This window comes from Nostoc sp. ChiVER01 (genome assembly GCF_034531155.1).
In the GTDB taxonomy this organism is placed as follows: Bacteria; Cyanobacteriota; Cyanobacteriia; order Cyanobacteriales; family Nostocaceae; genus Nostoc.
Map to the genome: position 1 here is coordinate 1 of NZ_JAVRBS010000033.1, position 23,405 is coordinate 23,405.

At 41.2% G+C, this 23,405-nt stretch carries 24 protein-coding genes and 1 pseudogene; 12 read left to right on the forward strand and 13 right to left on the reverse strand.

The window, feature by feature from the left end:
* The 4 genes from RMY00_RS30175 to RMY00_RS30190 form a co-directional block, all read left to right on the forward strand.
* The coding region (locus tag RMY00_RS30175; RefSeq protein ID WP_322651046.1) for a hypothetical protein at window positions 1–190 on the forward strand (190 nt) is incomplete at its 5' end.
* 352 nt (window positions 191–542) lie between these two features.
* On the forward strand, window positions 543–920 hold the full coding sequence (locus RMY00_RS30180; protein WP_322651047.1) for a type II toxin-antitoxin system RelE/ParE family toxin: 378 nt from the start codon (window positions 543–545) through the stop codon (window positions 918–920).
* A gap of 3 nt (window positions 921–923) precedes the next feature.
* Window positions 924–1,253 (forward strand): helix-turn-helix transcriptional regulator, encoded by a 330-nt coding sequence (locus RMY00_RS30185; RefSeq protein WP_322651048.1) that lies wholly within the window; start codon window positions 924–926, stop codon window positions 1,251–1,253.
* Window positions 1,254–1,324: 71 nt separating this feature from the next.
* Complete coding sequence (locus RMY00_RS30190; protein ID WP_322651049.1) at window positions 1,325–1,600, forward strand: BrnA antitoxin family protein; 276 nt, start codon at window positions 1,325–1,327, stop codon at window positions 1,598–1,600.
* Window positions 1,601–1,776: 176 nt separating this feature from the next.
* On the opposite strand, the gene RMY00_RS36280 is transcribed toward RMY00_RS30190, so the two are convergent.
* Complete coding sequence (locus RMY00_RS36280) at window positions 1,777–4,785, reverse strand: caspase, EACC1-associated type (protein WP_416212117.1); 3,009 nt, start codon at window positions 4,783–4,785, stop codon at window positions 1,777–1,779.
* Window positions 4,786–5,030: 245 nt separating this feature from the next.
* Here RMY00_RS36280 and purN point away from each other — a divergent pair, with 245 nt between their 5' ends.
* Complete coding sequence (gene purN / locus RMY00_RS30205; RefSeq protein WP_322651050.1) at window positions 5,031–5,702, forward strand: phosphoribosylglycinamide formyltransferase; 672 nt, start codon at window positions 5,031–5,033, stop codon at window positions 5,700–5,702.
* 134 nt (window positions 5,703–5,836) lie between these two features.
* Here the strand turns inward: purN and RMY00_RS30210 are convergent, their stop codons facing one another.
* Complete coding sequence (locus RMY00_RS30210; protein ID WP_322651051.1) at window positions 5,837–8,419, reverse strand: GAF domain-containing protein; 2,583 nt, start codon at window positions 8,417–8,419, stop codon at window positions 5,837–5,839.
* A gap of 668 nt (window positions 8,420–9,087) precedes the next feature.
* Between RMY00_RS30210 and RMY00_RS30215 the strand changes: the two genes are divergently transcribed.
* Window positions 9,088–9,219 carry a hypothetical protein gene (locus RMY00_RS30215; RefSeq protein WP_322651052.1) on the forward strand — a complete coding sequence of 44 codons (132 nt, stop codon included), beginning with the start codon at window positions 9,088–9,090 and terminating at the stop codon, window positions 9,217–9,219.
* A gap of 4 nt (window positions 9,220–9,223) precedes the next feature.
* Here RMY00_RS30215 and RMY00_RS30220 read toward each other — a convergent pair whose 3' ends face one another.
* The 5 genes from RMY00_RS30220 to RMY00_RS30240 all read right to left on the reverse strand — a co-directional run bounded on the left by RMY00_RS30220 (window position 9,224) and on the right by RMY00_RS30240 (window position 13,359).
* Window positions 9,224–9,826 carry a CPBP family intramembrane glutamic endopeptidase gene (locus tag RMY00_RS30220; RefSeq protein ID WP_322651053.1) on the reverse strand — a complete coding sequence of 201 codons (603 nt, stop codon included), beginning with the start codon at window positions 9,824–9,826 and terminating at the stop codon, window positions 9,224–9,226.
* An 81-nt stretch (window positions 9,827–9,907) separates the two neighbouring features.
* Window positions 9,908–10,972 (reverse strand): DUF3326 domain-containing protein, encoded by a 1,065-nt coding sequence (locus RMY00_RS30225; RefSeq protein WP_322651054.1) that lies wholly within the window; start codon window positions 10,970–10,972, stop codon window positions 9,908–9,910.
* A gap of 21 nt (window positions 10,973–10,993) precedes the next feature.
* Entirely contained in the window at window positions 10,994–12,604 is a 1,611-nt protein-coding gene (locus RMY00_RS30230) for a hypothetical protein (protein ID WP_322651055.1), read from the reverse strand.
* Window positions 12,605–12,711: 107 nt separating this feature from the next.
* Window positions 12,712–12,891 carry a hypothetical protein gene (locus RMY00_RS30235; RefSeq protein ID WP_322651056.1) on the reverse strand — a complete coding sequence of 60 codons (180 nt, stop codon included), beginning with the start codon at window positions 12,889–12,891 and terminating at the stop codon, window positions 12,712–12,714.
* A 147-nt stretch (window positions 12,892–13,038) separates the two neighbouring features.
* On the reverse strand, window positions 13,039–13,359 hold the full coding sequence (locus RMY00_RS30240; RefSeq protein WP_322651057.1) for a 2Fe-2S iron-sulfur cluster-binding protein: 321 nt from the start codon (window positions 13,357–13,359) through the stop codon (window positions 13,039–13,041).
* Window positions 13,360–13,555: 196 nt separating this feature from the next.
* Here RMY00_RS30240 and RMY00_RS30245 point away from each other — a divergent pair, with 196 nt between their 5' ends.
* Complete coding sequence (locus RMY00_RS30245) at window positions 13,556–14,047, forward strand: hypothetical protein (RefSeq protein ID WP_322651104.1); 492 nt, start codon at window positions 13,556–13,558, stop codon at window positions 14,045–14,047.
* Window positions 14,048–14,050: 3 nt separating this feature from the next.
* Complete coding sequence (locus RMY00_RS30250) at window positions 14,051–15,013, forward strand: GUN4 domain-containing protein (RefSeq protein WP_322651058.1); 963 nt, start codon at window positions 14,051–14,053, stop codon at window positions 15,011–15,013.
* A 52-nt stretch (window positions 15,014–15,065) separates the two neighbouring features.
* On the opposite strand, the gene RMY00_RS30255 is transcribed toward RMY00_RS30250, so the two are convergent.
* The 4 genes from RMY00_RS30255 to RMY00_RS30270 form a co-directional block, all read right to left on the reverse strand.
* The gene (locus RMY00_RS30255) at window positions 15,066–15,275 is read right to left on the reverse strand and encodes a hypothetical protein (RefSeq protein ID WP_322651059.1); all 210 of its coding nucleotides are present in this window, start codon (window positions 15,273–15,275) and stop codon (window positions 15,066–15,068) included.
* Window positions 15,276–15,293: 18 nt separating this feature from the next.
* A complete protein-coding gene (locus RMY00_RS30260) occupies window positions 15,294–15,659 on the reverse strand; it encodes a four helix bundle protein (RefSeq protein ID WP_322651060.1) in 366 nt (121 codons plus the stop codon).
* 71 nt (window positions 15,660–15,730) lie between these two features.
* Entirely contained in the window at window positions 15,731–16,003 is a 273-nt protein-coding gene (locus RMY00_RS30265) for a hypothetical protein (protein WP_322651105.1), read from the reverse strand.
* Window positions 15,996–16,334: a type II toxin-antitoxin system RelE/ParE family toxin gene (locus tag RMY00_RS30270; RefSeq protein WP_322651061.1), complete on the reverse strand. Its 339-nt coding sequence runs from the start codon at window positions 16,332–16,334 to the stop codon at window positions 15,996–15,998. The genes RMY00_RS30265 and RMY00_RS30270 overlap by 8 nt, the downstream gene beginning before the upstream one ends.
* Window positions 16,335–17,015: 681 nt before the next feature.
* Here RMY00_RS30270 and RMY00_RS30275 point away from each other — a divergent pair.
* From RMY00_RS30275 to acnB, 3 genes and pseudogenes are all read left to right on the forward strand, one after another.
* Window positions 17,016–17,414 carry a hypothetical protein gene (locus tag RMY00_RS30275; protein ID WP_322651062.1) on the forward strand — a complete coding sequence of 133 codons (399 nt, stop codon included), beginning with the start codon at window positions 17,016–17,018 and terminating at the stop codon, window positions 17,412–17,414.
* Between the two features lie 219 nt (window positions 17,415–17,633).
* Window positions 17,634–18,530: pseudogene (locus tag RMY00_RS30280) on the forward strand (DUF4351 domain-containing protein).
* 286 nt (window positions 18,531–18,816) lie between these two features.
* Window positions 18,817–21,447: a bifunctional aconitate hydratase 2/2-methylisocitrate dehydratase gene (acnB, locus tag RMY00_RS30285; protein WP_322651063.1), complete on the forward strand. Its 2,631-nt coding sequence runs from the start codon at window positions 18,817–18,819 to the stop codon at window positions 21,445–21,447.
* Window positions 21,448–21,747: 300 nt separating this feature from the next.
* Here acnB and RMY00_RS30290 read toward each other — a convergent pair whose 3' ends face one another.
* Window positions 21,748–22,245, reverse strand: a complete 498-nt coding sequence (locus tag RMY00_RS30290; protein WP_322651064.1) for an SRPBCC domain-containing protein — start codon at window positions 22,243–22,245, stop codon at window positions 21,748–21,750.
* The gene (locus tag RMY00_RS30295; protein ID WP_322651065.1) at window positions 22,232–22,579 is read right to left on the reverse strand and encodes a metalloregulator ArsR/SmtB family transcription factor; all 348 of its coding nucleotides are present in this window, start codon (window positions 22,577–22,579) and stop codon (window positions 22,232–22,234) included. Before RMY00_RS30295 ends, RMY00_RS30290 begins: the two co-directional genes overlap by 14 nt.
* A gap of 463 nt (window positions 22,580–23,042) precedes the next feature.
* Between RMY00_RS30295 and RMY00_RS30300 the strand changes: the two genes are divergently transcribed.
* Window positions 23,043–23,276 carry an EF-hand domain-containing protein gene (locus RMY00_RS30300; protein WP_322651066.1) on the forward strand — a complete coding sequence of 78 codons (234 nt, stop codon included), beginning with the start codon at window positions 23,043–23,045 and terminating at the stop codon, window positions 23,274–23,276.
* Window positions 23,277–23,405 lie beyond the last annotated feature (129 nt).

Consider the following 23,405-nt stretch of genomic DNA (forward strand, 5'->3'; position numbering starts at 1 on the left):
TGAAGTACCTCAATACGACTTTGAAGTACCTCAATACGACTTTGAAGTACCTCAACATGACTTTGAAGTACCTCAACATGACTTTGAAGTACCTCAACATGACTTTGAAGTACCTCAACACGACTTTGAAGTACCTCAATACGACTTTGAAGTACCTCAACATGACTTCGAGGTAAGTAGAACGACGTGAAAAAACCACACTGTGTAAAGATAAGTAAATAAGGCTGAAACTCTTTCTACCCCTGCCCCCTGCTCCTTGCCCCCTGCCTTATGCCAACAATAATTATTTACGCCGCCCTACTTATCTGTATGCTGTGGAATAGCTAAACTTCTGAGGCGATCGCTTGGGGTTTGCTCTTGGTTCATAATTATCTCTACTTGGAGTCTTTAAACTAAGTTTTGCATCAAAGCCCAGCAGGTGCGTAGTTTACAGCCGTAGGCATCGCTTATACTTTAAGTAACGTAATTGGTGATGGACTTATTTTGATACCATTATCTTACTTGTTGACTTAATATGCTATTATTAGCATAATTAGCAATAGATGAGTAAAAAACAAGAAAAACCCCTCAAATGGATTGCAAGCGCTCTTGATGATTTAAAAAATTTCCCTGAAGATGTGCAAGATGTAATGGGTTATGCTCTGGATTTAGCACAACATGGTGAAAAGCATCCTGACGCAAAACCTTTGTATGGATTTACAGGCACTGGGGTTTTAGAAATTGTAGATGATTTTGAAGGAGATACATACAGGGCAATTTACACTGTTAAATTTGCAGGATTTGTTTACCTATTACATTCATTTCAAAAGAAATCAAAACACGGTATTGCTACACCAAAACAAGATATAGATTTAGTTAAGAAGAGACTCAAGGTTGCTCAGGAAGATTATTTACAAGAAATAGCAAAAACAATGGAGTAAAAAATGAGCAAAGAAAATGATGTTTATATTAGTAACGGAAATGTCTTTGCTGATCTAGGACTGTCTAATCCTGAAGAGCGCTTAATTAAAGCAGAACTTGCACGCAAAATTAGTGAAATTATTGCTAATCGCCAATTAAATCAAGTCCAAGCAGCCGAAGTTCTTGGAATAGATCAACCAAAAATATCTGCTTTAACTAGAGGGAAACTAAAAGATTTTTCAATAGATAGATTGATCAGATTTATAAACATTTTAGGTAATGATGTAGAAATTACAATTAAGCCTAAACCAGAAAGCCGTTCAATTGCTTGCACGACTGTAGTTTGTGAATAATTATTAACCTAAAAGGCATACAGATAGTAATGATTTAACGCGCATTATTTCTGCAAGAAAGGCAACCAAATATGAGCAACGAGTCTATTTCGAGCAATTCTCAGACTGATTGGCAAAGGCTTGATGCGATGAGCGATGAAGACATTGATTTATCAGATTGCCCGGAAATTCCACCAGAACTGTTTGCTAAGGCTACAGTTCGCCGGGGTTTACCTGCGGCAGAAAATAAAGCACAGGTTACATTACGCATTGACAGTGATGTATTAGAGTGGTTTAAGTCGCAAGGACGGGGTTATCAAACGCAAATCAATACCTTACTGCGAGCGTATATGGAAGCTCATCGATAGTCAGTAAATCGATGCTGTGGAATAGCTGAACTTCTGAAGCGATCGCTTGGGTAAGCTCTTTGTTCATAATTTGATCGACTCTGTTTTTTGAAAAAAATTAGATCGTTCCGCTTCGCTACACTCAAAAAGGATAAAGAAAAGAAGGGTAAAGGGCAAGAGAGCTAAAGCATAAAGGGCTAAAGATTCCTTCCAACCGCGCACACAACACGAAAACCAAAAGCGCTGTTGCGGACGACGCGCGAGTCGTTGAAGTTGCGGGACGCGGAACGGCAGTATTCAGGAATGCTGAACCAGGAACCACCCCGCAGCACTTGACGTTGATTATCATTATTTATCCATGCACTTCCATCACTAGGCGCTCCTTTATAGGTGTCATGCCAAGTATCATGGCACCACTCCGAGACATTCCCGTGCATATCGTATAATCCAAAGGCGTTAGGTGGAAAACTTCCTACTTCTGTTGTTTCTTGACGAGATTTTCCTTTTGGTGCAGAAGCGTAGGTGTAATTCCCATTGTAGTTGGCTAACTCAGTCGTAATCGTCTCGCCGAAGTGAAATGGTGTTGTTGTTCCTGCACGACAGGCGTATTCCCACTCTGCTTCACTAGGTAGCCGATATTTACGCCCAGTCTTTTGACTCAGCTTTTTGCAAAATTCCACTGCATCATTCCAGGACACTAGCTCTACAGGACGTTTTGCTCCCTTGAAGTTGGACGGATTGCTACCCATTATTTGCTGGTACTGTTCCTGAGTCACTTCAAACTTGCCCATAAAAAAAGCAGGCACATTCACAGTGTACTGTGGTTCTTCACTGTTGGTTCGACCATTTTCAGCAGGTGGCGAACCCATCTTAAATGAACCAGCAAGAATCTCAACCATATCTAAAGTTATGTCATTGCCTAAGTCTTCTTTAAAGAACTTAGCTTGCTTGTTAGAATCTCGTTTAATTACCTGTCCCTTTTTATCTACCGTTACCGTTTCAAACTTAAAAGAATCAAGTGTTGGTGATTGACGCTTAAAAATTTCACTACCTACTACTGCTGTCACCAAACTTACACCTCCCAAGCCAGCCCACTTCAAAAACTTTTGTCGGCTTATTCGCTCTTGAGTCGGCTGAGTGAATTGAGTACGACTTGGCTGTTGAATATACTGCTGTAATTTTTGTTGTTTTTCTGCTTCCTCTTGCTGCCGTTGTTTTTCTGCCTCTTGTTGCTGTCTGATTCTCTCTTGCTGTTTCCGGTATTCTGCTTCTGAAAACGGTCGAATAATAATTGCTTCAAGTGCAGCTATTTCCGCATCATCTAATTCTAAAATTCGTTGGAAGCGCTTAAGTTCTTCACGAGTAACATTACTAAGAGGATATTCAAACTGTATCGACTCTCTAAACACCTGCTCATATTGTTGCAACTTTTGCTGATGTTCCTTGATCGCAGCCACAATTCGATTTTCAATTGCAGTCACATTCTCAGCAGTCAGATTCAACGCTTGATGACGTTGCGTTAGTTGAGAGCGTTTTAAAGCACTGAGCGGATATTCTTGCTGAATAACCTCTGTAAACTCCTGCTCATATTGCCGAAAGTTTGCTTGATGCGTTTCAATCTCCGCATTAATTCGCCTCTCGATCGCACCCACATCTCCCTCACTCAACCCCAACGTCTGCCACGTTTCCTGCAACTGCTTTTGCGTCACTTCATCTGGATAATGCTGGCGCTGCGTCGCCTTCACAAACGCCTGCTCGTACTGCTGGAGTTTTTGATGATAGCTTTCAATCTGTGTTGTGATTTGGGCTTCAATTGGTGCAACATCTACATCCGTCAGTCCCAAATGCTGCTGCTGCTGGCGTAAATCATTGCGGGTTGCCTCACTCACGGGATATTCCTGCTGCGTGGCAGTAAAAAACAGCCGTTGGTAGTTCCGGAGTTTTTGATGATATGCCTCTACCTCAGCCGTAATCTGAGATTCAATCGCCGCAACATCACTATTTGCAAGCTCTAATTGCTGCTGGGTTTGCCGTAAGCGATCGCGGCTTGCTGCACTCAAGGGAAACTCTTGTCGCAGTGCCGTTGTAAACGCTTGCTGATATATTTGCAGGTTTTGCTGATGCGTTTTAAACCGTGCAGTCACTAGTGCCTCAATCGGCATCGTGTCCTCATTCCGCAGCCCCAAAATTTGCTGGAGATTTTGCAAATCGTGGCGATCGCTATCGGTAATCGTCTCGTCTCGCTCCAGTAACTCAGTGAACACCTGCTGATACTGCTGGAGTTTTTCGCCAAACTGCTTGCGGTACGGTTCCAACACCTGATCTTCGATCGCTTTCGCCTCAGTTACCTCTAACCCCAAGCGAGTCCTCTGATAATCCAATGTGCGACGACCAACAAGAGAAATTTCGCCTCGATGAATAAATCGCGCTACCTCTTTACGGTATCGCTGTTTGGAATCACCCGGAGCCACCTTTGCCAGTCGAATTTTAAAGCCTTCTCGAATTGCATAGATTTCCGGTTTCATCGCAGGTTGAAGTTCTCGCACCTTCTGACTGGCGTATTCATGAAGTTCATCGATGGAGATAAATTCATCTTGATCGCGATCGGCTTCTCCCGACTTAATACCTTCAACCAAAAAACGAGTGTAAATTGATAAATCTTGCCCTTCTTGCTCAAAGGAATATTGAGTTGAAGTAGAAGAAGTCAATACGGCTCGTCCTTCACCACCCAACTGCTCCCGGATGTCAATTGTGCCGTCATCTTTGGCAGACATTCCCTCAGCAAACGCGCCACTAAAGCAGCTATCTAGGATTACCACCTGCCGACGCGAACGGCTTTCGCTCATGCGATCGTGAATAAAACTAGCAGACACCGATGTTGAGCGAATCAATTCGCCTTGCGGCGTTTTACTGGTGTTGCGAGTCGCCAGATACAGCCTACCGCGATCGTCTTTGATGCCGTGTCCTGAAAAGTACAGCAGCAGCAAATCATCTTTGTGCCGTCCAGAGAATAGCGTTTCGATCGCAATTTCTACAACTTGCCGTTCAGGATTTTTTAGCAGCTTAATATCTGAGGCAGCAAATCCGCCCATTTCTGGATTCAGCAGTACCTCGTACACTGCTTTCACGTCTCTAACTGCACTGGGCAAAGGGTTTAGCCCTGGTTCATACTCACTGACCCCAATCAGCAACGCTACCTTTGCCATTTAACTCACCTATGCTGCGATCAAATCCTATGTGGCTTTAATCTCTGTGTTGTTTCGCTCATACTAAGTTTTAGAATATCACTTATATCAATTGGACTAGTTATGAGCTAAATCTTTACAGCAAAATTTAATTAAGGGATGAAATTTTACCTATTTATGCAAGAAAAATCCAGGCAGCTACTGTATCATTATCCAACCACGACTTAGTATATTTTTTGCATCTATAATTAACCCTCTTAGCTGTTATGACCCTCCGCCCTGATTCTACCCTTAGCTTGGTTTCTCCTAGCATTAGCGATATATGCCGACAAGTCGCCCCTTTAAAACTGGGAATTATGGCTTCTGGGAATGGCAGCAATTTTGATGTAGTTGCCCAAGCTATCCAAGATGGACAGCTAAATGCCCAAATTCAAGTTTTAATTTACAATAACCCCTCGGCGAAAGCAGCCGTAAAAGCAGCTAATCGAGGTGTAGAAGCTGTTTTATTGAATCACCGCAACTATCAAAATCGAGAAGAGTTTGATGAGAAAATTGTGCAGACATTGCAGCACTATGATGTGGAATGGGTAATTTTGGCAGGTTGGATGCGATTGTTAACATCAGTTTTCATAAATGCCTTTCCCAATAAAATTATTAATATCCATCCTAGTTTGTTACCTAGTTTCAAAGGAATTCATGCTGTAGAACAAGCCTTAGCATCTGGGGTAAAAATCACTGGTTGTACAGTGCATATAGCTTGTTTAGAAGTAGATAGTGGCCCAATATTAATGCAAGCCGCAGTACCAGTATTGCCAGATGATACAGCAGAAACACTCCACGCCAGGATACAAATTCAGGAACATCGAATTTTACCATTAGCGATCGCTCTAGCAGCTTCTTCGTCAAAAACTACACTCAGCCCAATACAGTTGGGTTAAAAGAGGACAAGGGGCAGGGGGCAGGGAGAAAGAGGGCAAGGGGCACGGGGCAGGGGGAAAAGGGGAAAAGAAAAGAACCTGCATCAAGCTTTTGACTTTCCCCCTGCTCCCTGCCCCTTGCTTCTTCTACAAAGCTATACACCAGAGTTGGCTTCAGTAGCTTGATACGCTTGTAAGAGCCTAGCATGATCGAGAGTAAATCCTACTTGCATCGCTATCTGGGTAAATAAATCAATCTCAGGCTGTTGCCACTCACGCGGGCCAGAACACTGATGTGCAATTAACAAGCCGAATAGCTGGTCATCTTTAATAATGGGTGCTACTAAATTTGCTTTCACACCAAAGGATTCGAGCAGGTTAATATGACAATCAGCCAAACCGGACTCGTAAATGTTGTTTGTTGCGACAACACGACCAGACTGGTACTTTTCTACATAGTTTTCTGTAAAACAAGGGTCGTAAATTTTAGACCGCAAAACTTTGGGATAACCTGGAACTACTGATTCAGCAATTATAATTCCGAACCAATTAGCGTAAAAGCTATAAACTAATACTCGGTCAACACTCAGTGCTTTGCGAACTTCTTCCACAGTGGTTTTGATGACATCCTCTTCGTTAAGCGATTGGCGAATGCTGCGGGTAATATCCACCAGTAACTGACTTCGCCTACTTTCAGCTTCGATTCGTTGCAAGAGTCTTGCATGGTCGAGAGCAAATCCCACTTGCATCGCTATTTGACCAAATAAATCAATCTCAGATTGTTGCCAATCACGAGGTTTGGAACACTGATGTGCAATTAATAAACCAAATAGCTGTTCATCTTTAAGAATGGGGGCTACCAAATTTGCTTTGACAGAAAAGGATTCGAGTAGGTTAATTTGATAATCAGCCAAACCAGCTTCGTAAATGTTATTTATTGCTAAAACGCGACCAGACTGATAATCTTCTACATAGCCTTGACCAAAATATAAATCTTGGATTTCAGATCGCAGAACTTTTGGATAGGTGAGAACAACTGATTCGGCAATCACAGTTCCAGAGTAATTAGCATTAAAGCTATAAACCATCACTCGGTCAGCACTTAATACTTTCCGAACTTCTTCTACAGTGGTTTTTAGAACATCCTCTTCATTGAGTGATTGGCGAATGCTGCCGATAGTATCCGCCAGCAATTGACTTTGCACATTCTCAGCCTCGATTCGTTGCAGGAGTCTGGCGTGGTCGAGAGCAAATCCCACTTCCATAGCTATTTGGGCACATAAATCAATCTCAGACTGTTGCCAATCACGGGGTCTAGAGCATTGATGTGCAATTAATAAGCCAAACAGCTGTTCATCTTTGAGAATGGGTGCGACCAAATTTGCTTTCACACCAAAGGATTCGAGCAGGTTAATGTGACAATCAAGCAAACCGGCTTCATAAATGTTATTCGTGGCTTGAACGCGACCAGACTGATACTTTTCTACATAATCTTGAGCAAAACATGGGTCTTGGATTTCAGACCGCAAAACTTTGGGATAACCTGGAACCACTGATTCTGCAATTACTGTTCCCGACCAATCAGCGCTAAAGCTATAAACTAGCACTCGGTCAGTACTCAGTGCTTTACGAACCTCCTCCACGGTGGTTTTGATGACATCCTCTTCGTTAAGCGATTGGCGAATGCTGCGGGTAATGTCGATAAATATCTGAGCTGTATCCGCCTTCGTATCAACCTGTTCTAGAAGCTTGGTGTAGTCAAGAGCGAATCCTACTTGTATAGCTATCTGAGTGAACAAATCAATCTCAGACTGCTGCCAAAAGCGAATTCTAGAACACTGATGTGCAATCAATAAACCGAATAGCTGTTTGCCTTTAAGAATAGGTGCTACTAAATTAGATTTGACAGCAAATTGCTCTAGCAACTCAATATCACTATTACTGAGATCGGCTTGATAGATATTATCAATAGCACGGATGGAACCATTCCGGTATTTTTCTATATATCCTGCCTCAAATCCAGGCTCAGAGACTGTAATCCCTAATATTCTAGGTAAACCAGGTGCTACTGACTCAGCGATAAAGGTTCCATTAGAGTTGGAGTTAAAGCAAAAAATGGTTACGCGGTCAATGCTTAAAGCTTTACGAATTTCTTCTGTGGTAATTTTGAGAACATCTTCTTCATTGAACGATTCTCGAACCCATCGCGTAACTTTCATTAATAGTTGGGAGTAATCAGCTTCGGTTTCTTTTTCCTTTGCCAAAACTGAAAGTAGCTCTGTAAATAAGTTTATGTTTCTCTCTAACATCACTAATTCATCTTCGTTAGCGATGAAATATTGAGTAAACTCACTATCTGGGCGTAGCTTGTTTTTGATACTATTAGAAATTGCCGCAGCTTTACTGACCCGACTCATAGCTCGATTAGTCACAAAAACAGCGATCGCACCTGTTAAAATTGCTGTTACTCCCATACCAGTTAACAAGAGCGACAATTGTCTCTGTAGAGCTAGTTCAGTTTCTGTTGAACTTGCCGCACTCTCAAGTCTTACTTGCGGAATTTGTTTAGTAATTAAATTAATGCCGTAGTTGTAAGTAGCTGTTCCAATTGCAACCACAGGAAGGACACTAATACTTAGTGCCCAAATAATTGCTTTAGTTTTTAAACTCCATTTCTGTTGCCGCAGCCTTTGTTCACGATTTCGTCTTGCTTGGTTTTGAGAAAAAGACTGATTCATAAATGAAACCTGGATTGCTGCAATTGAGAATCAAGTAAATAACCTCTTCACCAAATTCTACACAAAACTTATTAAACAAGGATTGTCTTTCAGGGGTATTTTGCGGCACTAAGCTTTTACGTCATGCGCCATAAAGCTTTTGTTGCTTTTGACCTCAAAAAATCAGGTCTAGTTAACGGGCTTGTTAACAATAAAATGGCGTAGTCGTAGCCCATCGTAGATATCGGTTTGTTTAATGTCTCATTTTTTATATTAGGTGTGTAGTTTTCTGACAAAACAGCCAAAAAATCTTTCTTTTTCAACAAGAACTATACAGACCTATCATAAGTTAGCCTCACCCCTCAAAAAGAGAAGAAACAACGCGATAATAAGCCTTTAAGCCGCTTGATAGGAGAGAAATTTACTACTCACCTTAGTTAGATTTGCGTAGCGGCAGAATGTGCAGAAAGAAGTTAGGGTTTAAGTGTATTTATTGTAGTCTACTTGACTAAAAACCTGTGTACCTGCGAACACACAAACACGCTTAACAAAAAAATTATAATATATAATCAAATCTGAATTTATATTTAATATAACTTAATTATAACTTATAAAAGATTGAAGCTGTAGTTACAATTGCTCATAATGCTATAAGTAAAATTGAAAATTGAGTTAATACAACTTAAGCATTGTTTATAAATGCTCAACCTGTAGTTAATACAGCTTCTTCTGCGATTATAAATGCTCAAGCTGTAATTAACACAACTTCTTTCGTAGTTATCAATGCTTGGCTTGGGCTACGCCTTGGCAGTAATTTCTAGAAGCTCAATATTTATTTTTTAATTGCCGTAATTGCGACATTTTCCAGAAATAGCTAGAAATCCAATTGGTAATAATGTGAGCGACAATCGGCACTAATAAGTTGCCAGTAAGCAGGGCACTATATGCAAATATCATCCCGACAATTGTTGCCCAAATCACATAAGGCCATTGTTGGGAACCACTAAAATGCAAGATGCCAAAGCAAAGACTAGATACAATGACAGCTAGATGATCTAAGCCTAAAGCTGGCAGCATTACACCTCTAAATAATAATTCTTCACTCAACCCTGGTAGTAACCCCAGCCAAATTAAGTCTGGTAAGGTTAAGGGTCTTAGTACCATTTCTAGATAATAATCTGCACTTTTACGATAAGCAATCCAAACGCGATAAGCTATGCCACTTAATGCGGTGATGACCAATCCTAACCCTACACCCAACAGCAACTCTCTTTGGTTCAAGTCCCAAGAAAATATGGAAAAGTTGCCAAGGTATAACGAGAGTTTGGCGACTATCAACAAAATGATTGCAGTCGCTCCCATCGCCCCAAGTATTTGGATGCGCGTCAGGTATGGAATTTCTGGCTTTTGCTTTTGTTGTTCAATCACGGGTTTTTAATTTTTAAGGGGCATTGGGCATTGGGCAGGGGAGGCAAGGGAGGCAGGCGGGAATAAACTAATGACAAATGACTAATGACTAATTGACTCCAAAGGTAATAAGTTGGGACGGAGAGCGGAGGGATTAATACCTGCTTTGTGTGCGACTAATACACCCACTGCTTCTAAATATGAGTTTACCTGTATAAATTTGATCCCCAACGGTTGAGGAGGAACTTTTATTAGAGTTTTATTTTCTTCTACTGTAATTATTTGGCATCGTCTTTGGCTTAAACTTAGTAAGGCACTGCTACCACAAGCATTTGCAGGTACGATCGCAACATCTACTTCATCTACCCAAATATCTTCTTGCTGCAATCCGATCGCTCCTCTCTCTATTATAAATTGTGGGGCACGGCTTAATCCTACAAGGACGCACGGCAAAAAGGTATAGCCCAATTCTTCGGCGGCGGAACGGGGAGATAAATCAGGTTGCGGAGGTTCGCTTAAAAGGGCGGGAGAATGGGCGCAAGGAATTTCAAAGGTTCGCACTAGCAAATGGCTAATTACGGCTTCTGCACCCGCTAAAGAATCAACGCCTTCACCCTGGCGATATTTTTGTACTGCTTCCTCATCCATATCATCAGGGAAACGGGCTACAACTGCGATCGCTTCTGCCCCTGCTTTTTTTATTAAAATCTCAGCTGCTCGTAATAAACTATCTGGGTTGCCAATTGTTCCCCAACTCGCTCCTGATGCTGTAGTCCGCAATTCTACATTTAATGGTGCATCTGTAATTACATAATCTGTTAAAGTTAATCCCAGAGTAGCTCTGACTGCATCTGCTGCTTGTATATGCCGTAGCCGTAACTCTGGCTCAATAGCTTGGTCTAAAAGCAAACCTACCTTGTTGCTGCGAACTGGACGCAAACCCCAACATCCAGAAGCGAATTTGTCAAGCCCGTAACCTTCAACATAGAAAGCATTTGGAAGATTCCAGTATAAACTTGCGCCATTCAAGACATTGGGGTGAGTAATTAGGCGATCGCAAACCTGTGCTATAACTTTGGCAACAGGTAAAGCATCTCCTGCATAACCGCCAATAGCAGCCCCAACCCCAGTTGGTACGATTAATATAGCGGTGTATGGACGTTGCATATTGACTTTTGCATAGCGGTACTAGCTTTGCTGCTTTAATTTTCTGAAGATAGGAGTAACTCTCCAAAGCACAGGTCGGTCTTTTGCGAATTCAGCAAATCCAGCTACAAGAGGTTCAAATTTATAATTTTGCTGTTTTGCTAATTCCTTAAGCCAGACTTTATTAGGATTATAGCGGTATAAAAAAACATCACTAAAGCGTTCTAATTCTTCTGCTGGTCGCAGATAAACTTTAAATGTCTTGGAAGGTCGAAGGAGAACTTGTACATTTGGGTTAAGTGAATAGCTTAAAGATAAAATATGACCTATTACTGCATCGCTAATTAAAAGAGGATTAGTTGTCTGATTAACAATTTTTGCAATAGCAATATTTTCCCCATTATGCTCTTTGTTATACCAAACTGTTGCTTTAGCACTGACACCACAGGACAAGATACTTCCCGAAACTAGGGTAACTAAGAATAATTGCCAAAATTTTTGATGCCAAGATTTTAACGAAGGATTAACTAAATTTATTCCTAGTAAGTAGGCAATAGCTAGTTGCACTCCTAATAAACTAGGAATTATGTATCGTGCTTGTGTGGAACGCATTCCTCCGAAAATCAAATCTGGTATTATTAAAGGCAGTGTGCTAACGCCAGCCAGAAGGATAATCAATAACCAAACTGATATGGGTGTTTGACGACAGAGGCAATAAAAAGCATATAGGATTAAGAGTAACAACACTTGATGCACACAAAAATCCCAAGGTTCTTGATTAAGATAAAAAAAGAGCCGACCAAGGTGCTGAATCCAAATATCCCTTAGTTCTGAGTTTTTAAGAGTGTAAATCACCGCCCAATTCAGACCATTCTTCGCTTGAGATTGATTAATAATGACAACCCAAGCCCAAGGAAGAAAAATGATAAAACCTAGCAGAGATGCGACAAGGTAACTTTTAAGAATATTTCGATGGCGGAACCCATAGATAATCATGACATAAAGACCATGAGCGATCGCCACCAATCCACCCAGGAGAAATGTATAAAGATTTAGTATTACAGTAAGTGCATAAATACCCCAGCTAATTCTAGTTTTTAGTCGTATTGCTGATAGTAAAGCTGCGGTTGAAAGTAAAGTAGTTACAGTCCATAGACTGTATTGTCTTGATTCTTGAGAGTAAAGTACATGAAATGGCGAGACAGCAATTAGCGCTATCGTTAACCATGTAGGCAAGTTTGAAATGAAAACACCTGTTTCAACAAATAGCTCTTGACACAGCCAATAAGTGCATGGGAATACTAACAGACTAAGAAGTGCAGGTAACAACCTAGCTAAGGCTACTGAACTACCAATACTCTGAAACCAAAAATTTGCCAAACTGTAGTATAAAGGCGGATGCTGCGGATCTTCCTTGGCTAGGCTTTTGGCTACATCAATAACGCTTCTTGTTCCATCAGGACGCTGATATTTCTGAAGTTCTGTTACACTAACTATTGACTTTTCAAAAAAGTGTTGAGCAACTTCTTCTTGAGTATAACCTGAAGCTCGCAGAGATGTTATGGCTTCATCATACCAGTATACTTTATGGTCAAGGTGAGTAAAACGGAAAAATATGCCCAACACCAGCACAATATAGAGGAAAAAACGCAAGGAAACCTCCTCTTTTATGGTCAATCAATTAAACTTCTAACTGTGGCAATTTTGAATTTTAGATTGTTCCTTCAATCTAAAATCCAAAATCCAAAATCGAATGACTCTTAACTACCGATTTTAGTCACCACAGCTTCAACTGTAGCTTTTTGTTCGTCAGTATCCACAGAAGTAACTGCCCAACGCAGAGGTTCGCCTTGTTTCTTTAACTCTGTTTCAATTACTTCTAATAACTCTGCGGGAGTTTCTTGTAAATCAATTTCTGCGGTAATAAAATGAGTCGTCATTTTGGTAAATCCTGTTGATTTGTAGTTTCTAGAATAGCTGATATCAGTTGCGATGAAATACTTATGTTATTCCTCAGTTTTGGTAATACCAGCGAACAGTTACCAATGATTAAATCAATATCCTGATAATTGATAACTGATAACTGATTATTTGCCTTTGCCAAATTGTAACTGATAAAGTACATCTTCTTTTTCTGTCTGAATTTTCAAATCAGAAAGTGGTTTGGCAATACAAAGCAATACGTAACCTTGCTTTTGCAAATCTGGACTAACGCCCATACCATCAGTTTGATCCACAGTTCCCTTGCTTATTTGTCCGGCGCAAGTTGTGCAAACACCTGCATTACAAGAACTCGGCAGTTCCAAACCAGCAGCATCGGCAACTGATAATATCGTTTCATTTTCAGGAACTTGCAAGGTATGAATTTTGCCTTGGTGATCAATTTCTACGGTGTAAGTTTTGGGCATATACAAAAGAAGCGTGATGCAACGGACAAATGTATTAGTTTATCTGAATTAGTTAAAAATATCCAGATGTTACTATAAAAATTTAGGTTAAATAGTGAGGATTATAGCAACTAATTCTGAATAAGTTATAGATGAGTAACATTATTTACTATACAATACACAAATAAATTAGTTAAATTTGCTTACTATAAATAATATGCGCGATCGCGTTTCTTTAGAGACTGTATCTGTAAGTCTGCCTTTTGGCATTGGTTCGATGTCTTGGAAAGTTGACACCACACAAAAGAAGGCGGCTTGGTCGCTGTATGTGGAATTGGTGACGCGCATTGCTGTACAACCTTTGTCAGTTGACCAGGGTTTGGTACGAGAAGCGATGAATTCTCTTTATAGTTTATTTGGTACAACCCGCGAAGTTCTCAAAGCCGCCGGGCCAGATGTGGGTGCTAGTCGTGATTCAGTGGGGGGAATTGCGATCGCTGTGTTAAATAATGGGTTAAGGCCGTTTTTGGCTAAATGGCATCCGTTGTTGCAAGCATGGGAAGCTAGACGACCTATTGGGGTGAGTCCCAAGGAACATGAGCAGAGTTGGTCGGAGGAACCCAAGTTGCGAAGTGAGTTGGAAGTTTTGCGCGGTGGGTTGGAAGATTACGCTAAGGCGTTGGCGGTAATTGCTGGCGTGGAGGAGTAAGGAATGGTACAGTTTGATGTATTTCTGGCTCACAATAGTTTAGACAAGCCCCAGATTATAGAAATTGCTCGACATCTTAAGCAGAAGGGTTTGAACCCGTGGTTAGATAAGGAGCAAATTCGAGGGGGAGATAAGATTATACAAGCTGTTTTTAAAGGAATTTCCCTTTCTAAAACAGGTGCTTTTTTCATTGGACAAAGCGGTTTAGGGAACTTTCAGGCAAATCTTGAATTAGATACAGTAATACACTCTTTTTTGGAGCGACAATCACAAGGTTTTCGCGTGATTCCTGTTCTACTTCCTGGGGTGAGCGATGTACCTCAAGAACTATGGTATTTGAAACAATGGCGCTGGATTCAATTTACTAAATCGAATGATGAAGAGGCGTTAGATGACTTAATCTTAAGTATTAAAGAACAGAGTACAGAAACACAAGCGCCACAGGAAAATGATGTAATTCTGCCAAAACCACAACCCACTCAAACAGATAACCTAGCCTCAGAAAAAGGCATAGACTACACCAGACTACGCGACCTACTAGCAGCAAAAAACTGGAAGGAAGCCGACGAAGAAACCTATCGGGTGATGATTCAGGCTGTAGGTAAAAAAGATGGCGACTACTTCACCTCAGATGAACTCTTAAATTTTCCTTGCACTGAATTACGCACAATTGACCGGTTGTGGGTAAAATACAGCAATGGACACTTTGGCTTCAGCGTCCAGAAGGAAATTTACTTGAGCGTAGGCGGTAAAGCTGACGGCAAGTATTACGAAGAAGCTTATGGAAAGTTTGGCGATCGCGTGGGATGGAGAGTGGAAAGTAGTTGGATCTCTTACTCAGAAGTTACTTTTGATACTTCTTCCCCTAGAGGACACCTCCCGGGGGGAGTTGGAGGGTTGTGGTTTATGTGGGGGGTGGGGTGGGTTTCTTCTCTCGCATCGAGACTTGTAAACTGTAACATCTAAGGCTTTCCAAAATTTCTAAAGATTTATTACAAGCCCCTAATGCACGGTATAGTCAACATTTCAGAATTCCGATACCTGGCACTGCGGGGTTATAGCAATTCGCTTGAATAAATTTTTCTGCTACCTCATCCACCTCCGTACTTTCAGTTAGCCTCTGCTTATCCCAAGGTAAACTCATCTGTCCCAGTGACTTCTTCTTACCCTTATTCTTCAAAGAAGGCAAAAACCGACTACCCCGCCCTAACGGGAAGTCAAAAGTCAAAAGTCAAAAGTCAAAAGTTTATTTTCCTAGCTTTGTTTTAGTCGTTACAATTGATTTGGCAATAATTTTAATTAATTGTTCACATTCATCTAAAATATTTCTAACTTGTGCCTCAGTCATCATTTCTGATTTAATTAACAGCTTCAACCAGTATCTTGTTTCTTTTGCTTCTTTTAGTGCTATCGATTGCTTGCTAATAAAATCCCTATCACTCTCAGCAGACTGAGACTCTTCAATATTTGCACCAATTGATGTCCCTGATCTGAATAACTGAGCAGCTAATAATCTTGGTGTTCCTGGTTGTTTATCTAGATGAGAACAAATTTTAGTTATTCTGACAGCGAATTCAAATGCTCTATCAGGAATTGAGATATAATTACTCATACTAAAAAGTATATCAAAACTCAATTATTATTTTTGACTTTTGACTTTTGACTTTTGACTTACCCAAAGGGTCAATGTAGCCCTAAAGCATCCAACAAAGAATTTAGACTGTAAAACTCAATTTCGCCTTTATCTGATAGCATCTGGTCAAGTTTATCGTAGAGTTCTTTGACTTGTGCAGAAAGTCGGTCAACCCCACCATACGCTTTTATAACATTTTTCAGCGCCTTACTCAACATTTTCGGGTCGCCTTCTTCTAAAACAACTTCGATATAAGCTGCTGCTTCTAGTGGATTTTTTAAATCTTGAATCAGTTTTTCATGATAACTTGTACTTCTAGGCATCATCTCTACTCCTGTAATCTTCCCAATATTCCTTGGCTTTAGCAATATCTTTATCTTGAGTGCTTTTATCACCACCACACAAAAGAATAATAACTGTTGAGCCTTGCTGTCCAAAGTATATGCGATAGCCAGAACCGTAGTCTATTCTCAGTTCAAAAACTCCATCACCAACTGATTTGCAATCACCTAAATTACCTGCTTCTACTCGGTCAAGCCTAGCTCTAATTTTAGCTTTTGCTCTTATATCGCGCAAAGAGTCAAACCACTCAGAGAAAGGATTTATACCATTAACACTTAAATAACTTTTGATCTCCTTTGGTGAAACTTCCATCGTGAAATTTTTTCCAACTCTGCGATCGCTGTAAATCAACAATATACACTATGTAGCGATGATTGCACTCACCAACGAACTTTGGTCATCAATGTTATAAGGTTGACTCTTAAGGTTACAGCATTAAGGCTTAAAGCTAGAACATTAAGCCTTAAGGTTACAACATAAAGGCTTTAGGTTATAACATTAAGGCTTAAGGTTACAACATTAAGCCTTAGAGTTAGAACATTAAGGCTTAAGATTACAACATTAAGGCTTAAAGTTAAAGCGATCGCTGTTTACATAGAATACAGACCATTTGTAGGGACATAGCCATGCTCATAGGTGTCAACTTAACGTAAAAACCATGTCCCGCAAGGAACTTCAATTCCTTGCTAATAGCTCAAGTCATCTAAAGATGACTAAATAATCCGAAAAATCTTTAGTCTACTTGAGTAGACTTTAGCTAAAAGCCAAAGAACTTTATTTCTAGGCGGGTGAGTCAGCTAACAGTTAAGCTACCTTTGCTTATTTGGACACCAATGAGCAATGCTTGACTGAAAATCAACCTTTGATGATTAAATTCCGAGAAATCACGGACATAAATAAAAACTTTTATTCAAAAAATGCGCTTTTTCCTGAACCATAAACCAGGCTAATTGAGACACAATTGCTCTGTAAAGCTTTTAACAGTGTAAAATTATGGCTCGAAGAAAACGTAGTTCCCGGATTTTAGAAAAAGCTGAGTTTAGAGTTGCTGGGCTAAAAGCAATCGATCCAAAAATCAATTTTGATGATACTCACAACTTGCAAAATCTGACTCATTTAATAGACAATTTCCACAATATGCTTGATGATTATAACGCTGCGATCGCTATGATTGACTCTTCTAGAAAAAAGCTGGATGAGATGGAAAAAAACTTAAGTCAGGTTTCAGACAAAATGCTGATGGGGGTTGGTTTCAAGTACGGCAAAAACAGCAATGAATATGAACTTGCAGGCGGCGTTAGAGACAGCGAACGTGTCCGTAAAAGCAGATTGACACGCTTAAAATCTAACATAGATACATCAGATGAAAATGCAATAACTGCCACGTCCTAACGGGAAGTCAGCCCCTTTGGGGAAGTCAAAAGTCAAAAGTCAAAAGGCTTATAGAATCTGCTTTTAACTTTTTTAGAATAGTATCTGTGAAAATTAAAGGTGTCCAGCAGATCCCTGACTCTTCAAAGAAGTCGGGGATCTATTTCATCACAAATGATTCAAGACTGCTATATAATAAGACTTTGCATTAACCCAGAACTTCCGAAATCTTAAAATTGAATGACCCGTTTTATCCATGATAAATTTGCCAAAGACTATTTAGAAGAACTACTAAAAGATTACGGTGAAGTCAAGGCATCAGAAAAAGTCTCAGGAGAGATTAAAGAAATAGATGTTTTATTCACTCCTACTAAACAGCAAAGCTCTAATATACAAATACTGGGTTTGTTAGGAAGATTAGCTGAACATCCTGCCATTATAGAACCCTTTCGCAATCCAGCTTCTACCGATGAAATCTGCGACTGTATTTTAAAATTATTATAAATCAAGGCTCTCCTGCGACGAGAAGCTAAAGCCAACAAAACCAAACTTCAGCATTTAGAAATTCCCAAATTGTGGGTTCTTACACCTACCATATCTGAAACTAGATTGTCTAGCTTTGGAACTATACAAAAAGCAGGTTGGTTATCGGGAGTACATTTTCTCCCAGATGCCTTACGAACAGCAATTGTAGCGATACACCAACTACCACAAACACCAGAGACATTATGGTTGAGGCTTTTAGGTAGGGGAAACGTGCAGTCACAAGCAGTTATCGAGTTGCAAGCGTTACCATTAGATCATCCATACCAAAAAGCAACTCTTGAATTAGTTTACAACTTGCGCGAAAACTTGAGAGTAAACCAAGAATTAGAAGCAGATGATAGGGAGTTAATTATGCGACTAGAACCACTTTATCAAAGAAACAGAGAACAAGCCAAAGAAGAGGGAAAGCAAGAAGGAAAACAAGACTTAATACTGCGTCAACTTAATCGCCGTATTGGTGAGATTGATACATCATTAATCGAGCGAATTAAAGGTTTATCCATTGAACAACTAGAGAATTTAGGAGAAGCATTGCTAGATTTTTCTAGTGTTGCTGATTTAGAAACTTGGTTAAACCAACAATCAATCTAATTTATTATTACTACACCTGGCGACTAGAAGTCGCGGCTATACAGACAAAACCCACCTCCGTGGGTTAAAAATTCTTGATTTACTCTTAATCCACGTAGGTGGACTTTTTTTGTGTAGTAGCAAATTTCATTCGCCTCATACTTTTCAAACTTTCAGTATAAAAAAACCTGCTAATAAACGATTACCAGTAAGGCTTTCATCATAAAAGTAAGCTAAACTTTTATAGCCAATGATTGCCCAAAAATTTCATAATTAAAGATAGAACATCCCAATGGAGAATATAAAAATGCTAGAACAATATCGTAAACACGTTGCCGAAAGAGCAGCACTCGGTATTCCCCCTTTACCATTGGATGCGAAGCAAACCTCAGAATTATGTGAATTACTGAAAAATCCGCCAAAGGGTCAAGAGGAGATATTATTACATTTATTGCGCGATCGCGTTTCTCCTGGTGTTGATCCAGCAGCTTATGTCAAAGCTGGATTTCTCACCGCGATCGCCAAAAAGGAAATCACCAGCCCTTTGGTTTCGCGCATAGAAGCAGTGCAATTGCTGGGCACAATGGTAGGTGGTTACAATGTGCAAGCTTTAATCGATTTGCTGCAATGGCCCACCGTATCCGTCTCAGACTCATCTGAAACACCTTTAGTAATGGGTGGACAAGGAAAGGAACCCATCGCCGCTTACGCCGCCAACGCTTTAAGCAAAATCCTTTTGGTGTATGACGCTTACCACGATGTTTTAGAATTGTCTAAAACCAATCCTTTCGCCAAGCGGGTGGTTGACTCTTGGGCGGAAGCTGAATGGTTTACCAGTCGCCCCACAGTTCCAGAAGCGATTACTGTCACTGTTTTTAAAGTTCCTGGCGAAACCAACACCGACGATTTATCCCCCGCCCAAAGCGCCACAACTCGTCCAGATATTCCCTTACACGCCTTAGTAATGTTAGAGTCACGGCAACCGGGAAGCTTACAAACCATTGCCGAACTGAAGAAAAAAGGGCATCCTGTAGCTTACGTGGGAGATGTAGTTGGTACAGGTTCCTCGCGGAAATCTGCCATCAACTCAGTATTGTGGCATTTGGGAAATGATATACCTTTTGTGCCAAACAAACGCGCAGGGGGTTATGTTTTAGGTGGTGCGATCGCGCCAATCTTCTTTAACACAGCAGAAGATGCCGGTGCTTTGCCTATTCAGTGCGATGTCACCAAACTCGAAACTGGCATGGTAATTACCATCCATCCTTACAAAGGCGAAATCACCAACGAAACAGGCGAAGTTATTTCCACCTTTGCCCTTAAACCTGACACCATCCTTGATGAAGTCCGCGCAGGTGGACGCATCCCCTTACTTATTGGACGTACCCTCACCGATAAAACCCGTCTTGCACTAGGTTTAGAACACAGCACAGTCTTTATCCGTCCTCAACAAGCCTTTGATACAGGCAAAAGCTACAGCCTAGCACAGAAAATGGTAGGTAAAGCTTGCGGATTACCTGGTGTGCGTCCCGGCACATCCTGCGAACCCATCATCACCACCGTTGGTTCTCAAGATACCACAGGCCCCATGACCCGCGACGAATTGAAAGAACTCGCTTGTCTTGGTTTCAGTGCAGACTTAGTGATCCAAAGTTTCTGCCACACAGCAGCTTATCCCAAACCAGTAGACATCCAAACCCATCACGAACTCCCCGATTTCTTTGCTTCTCGTGGCGGTGTCGCCCTCCGTCCCGGTGATGGTATTATCCACTCTTGGTTAAACCGGATGCTACTACCCGACACCGTGGGAACTGGCGGCGACTCTCACACCCGCTTCCCCTTGGGTATTTCCTTCCCCGCCGGTTCTGGATTAGTGGCTTTTGCAGCCGCCTTGGGTGTGATGCCTTTAGATATGCCAGAATCAGTTTTGGTAAGATTTAAAGGTGAATTGCAACCAGGTATCACCCTGCGCGATGTCGTGAATGCCATTCCCTACGTAGCAATTCAAAAAGGTTTGCTGACAGTAGAGAAGCAGAACAAGAAAAACGTCTTCTCTGGGCGAATTCTAGAAATAGAAGGTTTGCCAGATTTAAAAGTTGAACAAGCCTTTGAACTCACCGATGCTAGTGCCGAACGTTCTTGTGCCGGATGCACAATTAAGCTGAGTGTAGAGACAATTTCTGAATATCTGCGTTCTAACATAGCGTTGTTGAAAAATATGATAGCACGGGGCTATCAAGATGCGCGTACCATGCTGCGCCGTGTGGCAAAAATGGAAGAATGGTTAGCAAATCCGGTGTTATTAGAAGGCGATGCCAATGCAGAGTATGCTGAAATAATTGAAATTGATTTAAACGAAATCAAAGAACCAATTGTTGCTGCTCCCAATGACCCCGATAATGTTAAATTATTATCGGAAGTTGCTAACGATCCAGTGCAAGAGGTGTTCGTCGGTTCTTGCATGACAAATATCGGTCATTATCGGGCAACAGCGAAAGTTTTGGAAGGCGCTGGTGAAGTGAAAACTCGCTTGTGGATAGCACCACCAACCCGCATGGATGAACACCAATTAAAAGAAGAAGGTGTATACAGCGTTTTTGGGGCTGCGGGTGCTAGAACAGAAATGCCAGGATGCAGTTTGTGCATGGGTAATCAGGCGCGAGTTGCTGATGGCACAACAGTGTTTTCTACCTCTACCCGCAACTTTAATAATCGCATGGGTAAAGATGCGCGAGTGTATCTTGGTTCAGCAGAATTAGCCGCAGTTTGTGCGCTGCTGGGACGGCTTCCGACAGTGCAGGAATACTTAGATATTGTGGCGAGTCGAATTCATCCTTTTGCAGATGATTTATATCGGTATTTGAACTTTGATCAAATCGTCGGTTTTGAGGATGAAGGAAGAATGATTTCTAAAGAGGAGCAGGCTTTGTTGGTCTAATCTAAATTGAGGTGGGCTTTTTTAGCTCACCTTGACATTAAATATTTTGAGGACGCGATCAATCGCGTCTCTACATGTGGCGATCGCCTTTCAAAGGCATCAACTTTTTCTCGGCTTGATGAAGATAAACATACAAACCTCATCCCTAGTAGTGTACCAACCCAAAATTGCTACGTGGAGGTAAGCAAGGGAGCAGGGGAGAACAATTGCAGTAAGTCTTTCCCCCCTGCCCCTCTGCCCCTCCGCTCCTCTGCTGACCACAACGCAAAGTTTCCTTGACAGACTACTAGTAAGAGAGACTCAAGCTTTCGCCAAAAACTCATCTAGGCAGTCAAAAGTGGAGTTCCACCCTTCGATCACACCCATCTGTTCATGCTTACGCCGATCCTCAATAGACTCATGCATAATTTGGAGCGTGAGTTTGGTATTGCTATCTAAATCCTCGAAAATGGCTGTTACAACCATTCCCTTTGGTAAATCAGCATTTACGACTTTTTCAAAGCCTTCATCAAATTCATCAGTGGTAACAATCCTCTCAAAGGGTACGATTTCACGAAAAACACCTTTGGCCGGGTACTCCTTGCCGTCTGGGCCAGTCATCACGTAGCGCCATTTCCCGCCTGGACGCACATCCATCTCAATCACACGGGTTGTGAAACCTTTGGGCCCCCACCACTGCGCTATGTGTTTTGGATCAGTCCATGCCTGGAACACAACTTCGCGCGGCGCTTTCAAGATGCGGACGATCGCGATCTCACGTTGAGATTGAGCATCAGTGTCATCCTCAATGTTGCTCATTTTGTTTCTCCTGAGTTTGTAATTCGTGCAGGTAATCATCAAGCCTCTCAAGCCTCTGTTCCCACAATTGACGATATTGCTCAATCCAATCCGCCGCCTCCCTGAGCGGCTGTGCTTGAATCTGGCATGGTCGCCATTGAGCTTCGCGACCCCGCACAATCAGTCCGGCACGCTCTAGTACCTTTATATGTTTGGAGATTGCAGGAAGACTCATCTTAAAAGGCTTTGCTAACTCACTCACCGATGCCTCACCCTTGGCAAGGTGAGCCAGAATTGCACGCCGTGTAGGATCGGCTAGGGCAGCAAAGGTAAAGCTCAGTTGTTCGTTAGACATATTTATTTAACCTAATGGTTAATTAACTACTAGGTTAAATGCACTCTTGAAGAATGTCAAGCCCCCACTTAAGAGAAATCCGCGTGCAAGTAGCAATGGAACGAATCTCAGTTTGCAGTCCTCCAGATTCAGGGCGATCGCACGGCATTTCTGAAACCCCTACTGGATAAGGATCTTGACGAAAAAATAGGCTAAATTAAAAAACGCCAAAACCCTTGCTATTAAAAGATTCTTATACTTTTAGATGCGTTTGCCCTGTCTAACTACGTTAGAAAGAAGGCGCGTCCATGTCGATTTATTTTCATCGTTAGACTGTAAACTCTATAACCCACAGAGTACACTCAATCTAAGCCCTAGCGATAGCCGTTTCTACGTCAATTGAAACAAGTTTATTTAATTTTGAGAGATTAATCTCTGAAATAATGAGATATTAAGTTGAAAATGGTTCTTCAGATAGAAACTTATGGCAACCGAGCAAGAGCTTCAATCTCTTTTTAATAAATTAGATACCGATCAAGACGGCAAAATCTCCCTTAATGATCTTTTTTTAAGTCCTGGCTTAAGTACAGTCATTTCATCAGAAACAAATATCAGTACTCCCCAGGAATTAATAGTAAATTATGATTCAGACGAAGACGGTAGTATTACCTTTGAAGAGTTAAAGTCAGCAGTTGAAAAAGCAAATAATTTAACCTAACAGTCAAAAAACCCAATACCAAATATTAATACCCAAAATCCCTCAAAGCGCCCACGCTTTGAGGGATTTGCACGAAAAAGACAATTACAATTGTGTGTTCGTTTCCAGAAATTAAATTATTCAATTTTC

Bases quoted from the DNA above. Each gene is read 5' to 3' on its own strand.
- RMY00_RS30180 (WP_322651047.1), top strand. From the start codon at position 543: ATGAGTAAAAAACAAGAAAAACCCCTCAAATGGATTGCAAGCGCTCTT.
- RMY00_RS30185 (WP_322651048.1), top strand. From the start codon at position 924: ATGAGCAAAGAAAATGATGTTTATATTAGTAACGGAAATGTCTTTGCT.
- RMY00_RS30190 (WP_322651049.1), top strand. From the start codon at position 1,325: ATGAGCAACGAGTCTATTTCGAGCAATTCTCAGACTGATTGGCAAAGG.
- RMY00_RS36280 (WP_416212117.1), bottom strand. From the start codon at position 4,785: ATGGCAAAGGTAGCGTTGCTGATTGGGGTCAGTGAGTATGAACCAGGG.
- purN (WP_322651050.1), top strand. From the start codon at position 5,031: ATGACCCTCCGCCCTGATTCTACCCTTAGCTTGGTTTCTCCTAGCATT.
- RMY00_RS30210 (WP_322651051.1), bottom strand. From the start codon at position 8,419: ATGAATCAGTCTTTTTCTCAAAACCAAGCAAGACGAAATCGTGAACAA.
- RMY00_RS30225 (WP_322651054.1), bottom strand. From the start codon at position 10,972: ATGCAACGTCCATACACCGCTATATTAATCGTACCAACTGGGGTTGGG.
- RMY00_RS30235 (WP_322651056.1), bottom strand. From the start codon at position 12,891: ATGACGACTCATTTTATTACCGCAGAAATTGATTTACAAGAAACTCCC.
- RMY00_RS30240 (WP_322651057.1), bottom strand. From the start codon at position 13,359: ATGCCCAAAACTTACACCGTAGAAATTGATCACCAAGGCAAAATTCAT.
- RMY00_RS30245 (WP_322651104.1), top strand. From the start codon at position 13,556: ATGCGCGATCGCGTTTCTTTAGAGACTGTATCTGTAAGTCTGCCTTTT.
- RMY00_RS30250 (WP_322651058.1), top strand. From the start codon at position 14,051: ATGGTACAGTTTGATGTATTTCTGGCTCACAATAGTTTAGACAAGCCC.
- RMY00_RS30260 (WP_322651060.1), bottom strand. From the start codon at position 15,659: ATGAGTAATTATATCTCAATTCCTGATAGAGCATTTGAATTCGCTGTC.
- RMY00_RS30265 (WP_322651105.1), bottom strand. From the start codon at position 16,003: ATGCCTAGAAGTACAAGTTATCATGAAAAACTGATTCAAGATTTAAAA.
- RMY00_RS30270 (WP_322651061.1), bottom strand. From the start codon at position 16,334: ATGGAAGTTTCACCAAAGGAGATCAAAAGTTATTTAAGTGTTAATGGT.
- RMY00_RS30275 (WP_322651062.1), top strand. From the start codon at position 17,016: ATGGCTCGAAGAAAACGTAGTTCCCGGATTTTAGAAAAAGCTGAGTTT.
- acnB (WP_322651063.1), top strand. From the start codon at position 18,817: ATGCTAGAACAATATCGTAAACACGTTGCCGAAAGAGCAGCACTCGGT.
- RMY00_RS30290 (WP_322651064.1), bottom strand. From the start codon at position 22,245: ATGAGCAACATTGAGGATGACACTGATGCTCAATCTCAACGTGAGATC.
- RMY00_RS30295 (WP_322651065.1), bottom strand. From the start codon at position 22,579: ATGTCTAACGAACAACTGAGCTTTACCTTTGCTGCCCTAGCCGATCCT.
- RMY00_RS30300 (WP_322651066.1), top strand. From the start codon at position 23,043: ATGGCAACCGAGCAAGAGCTTCAATCTCTTTTTAATAAATTAGATACC.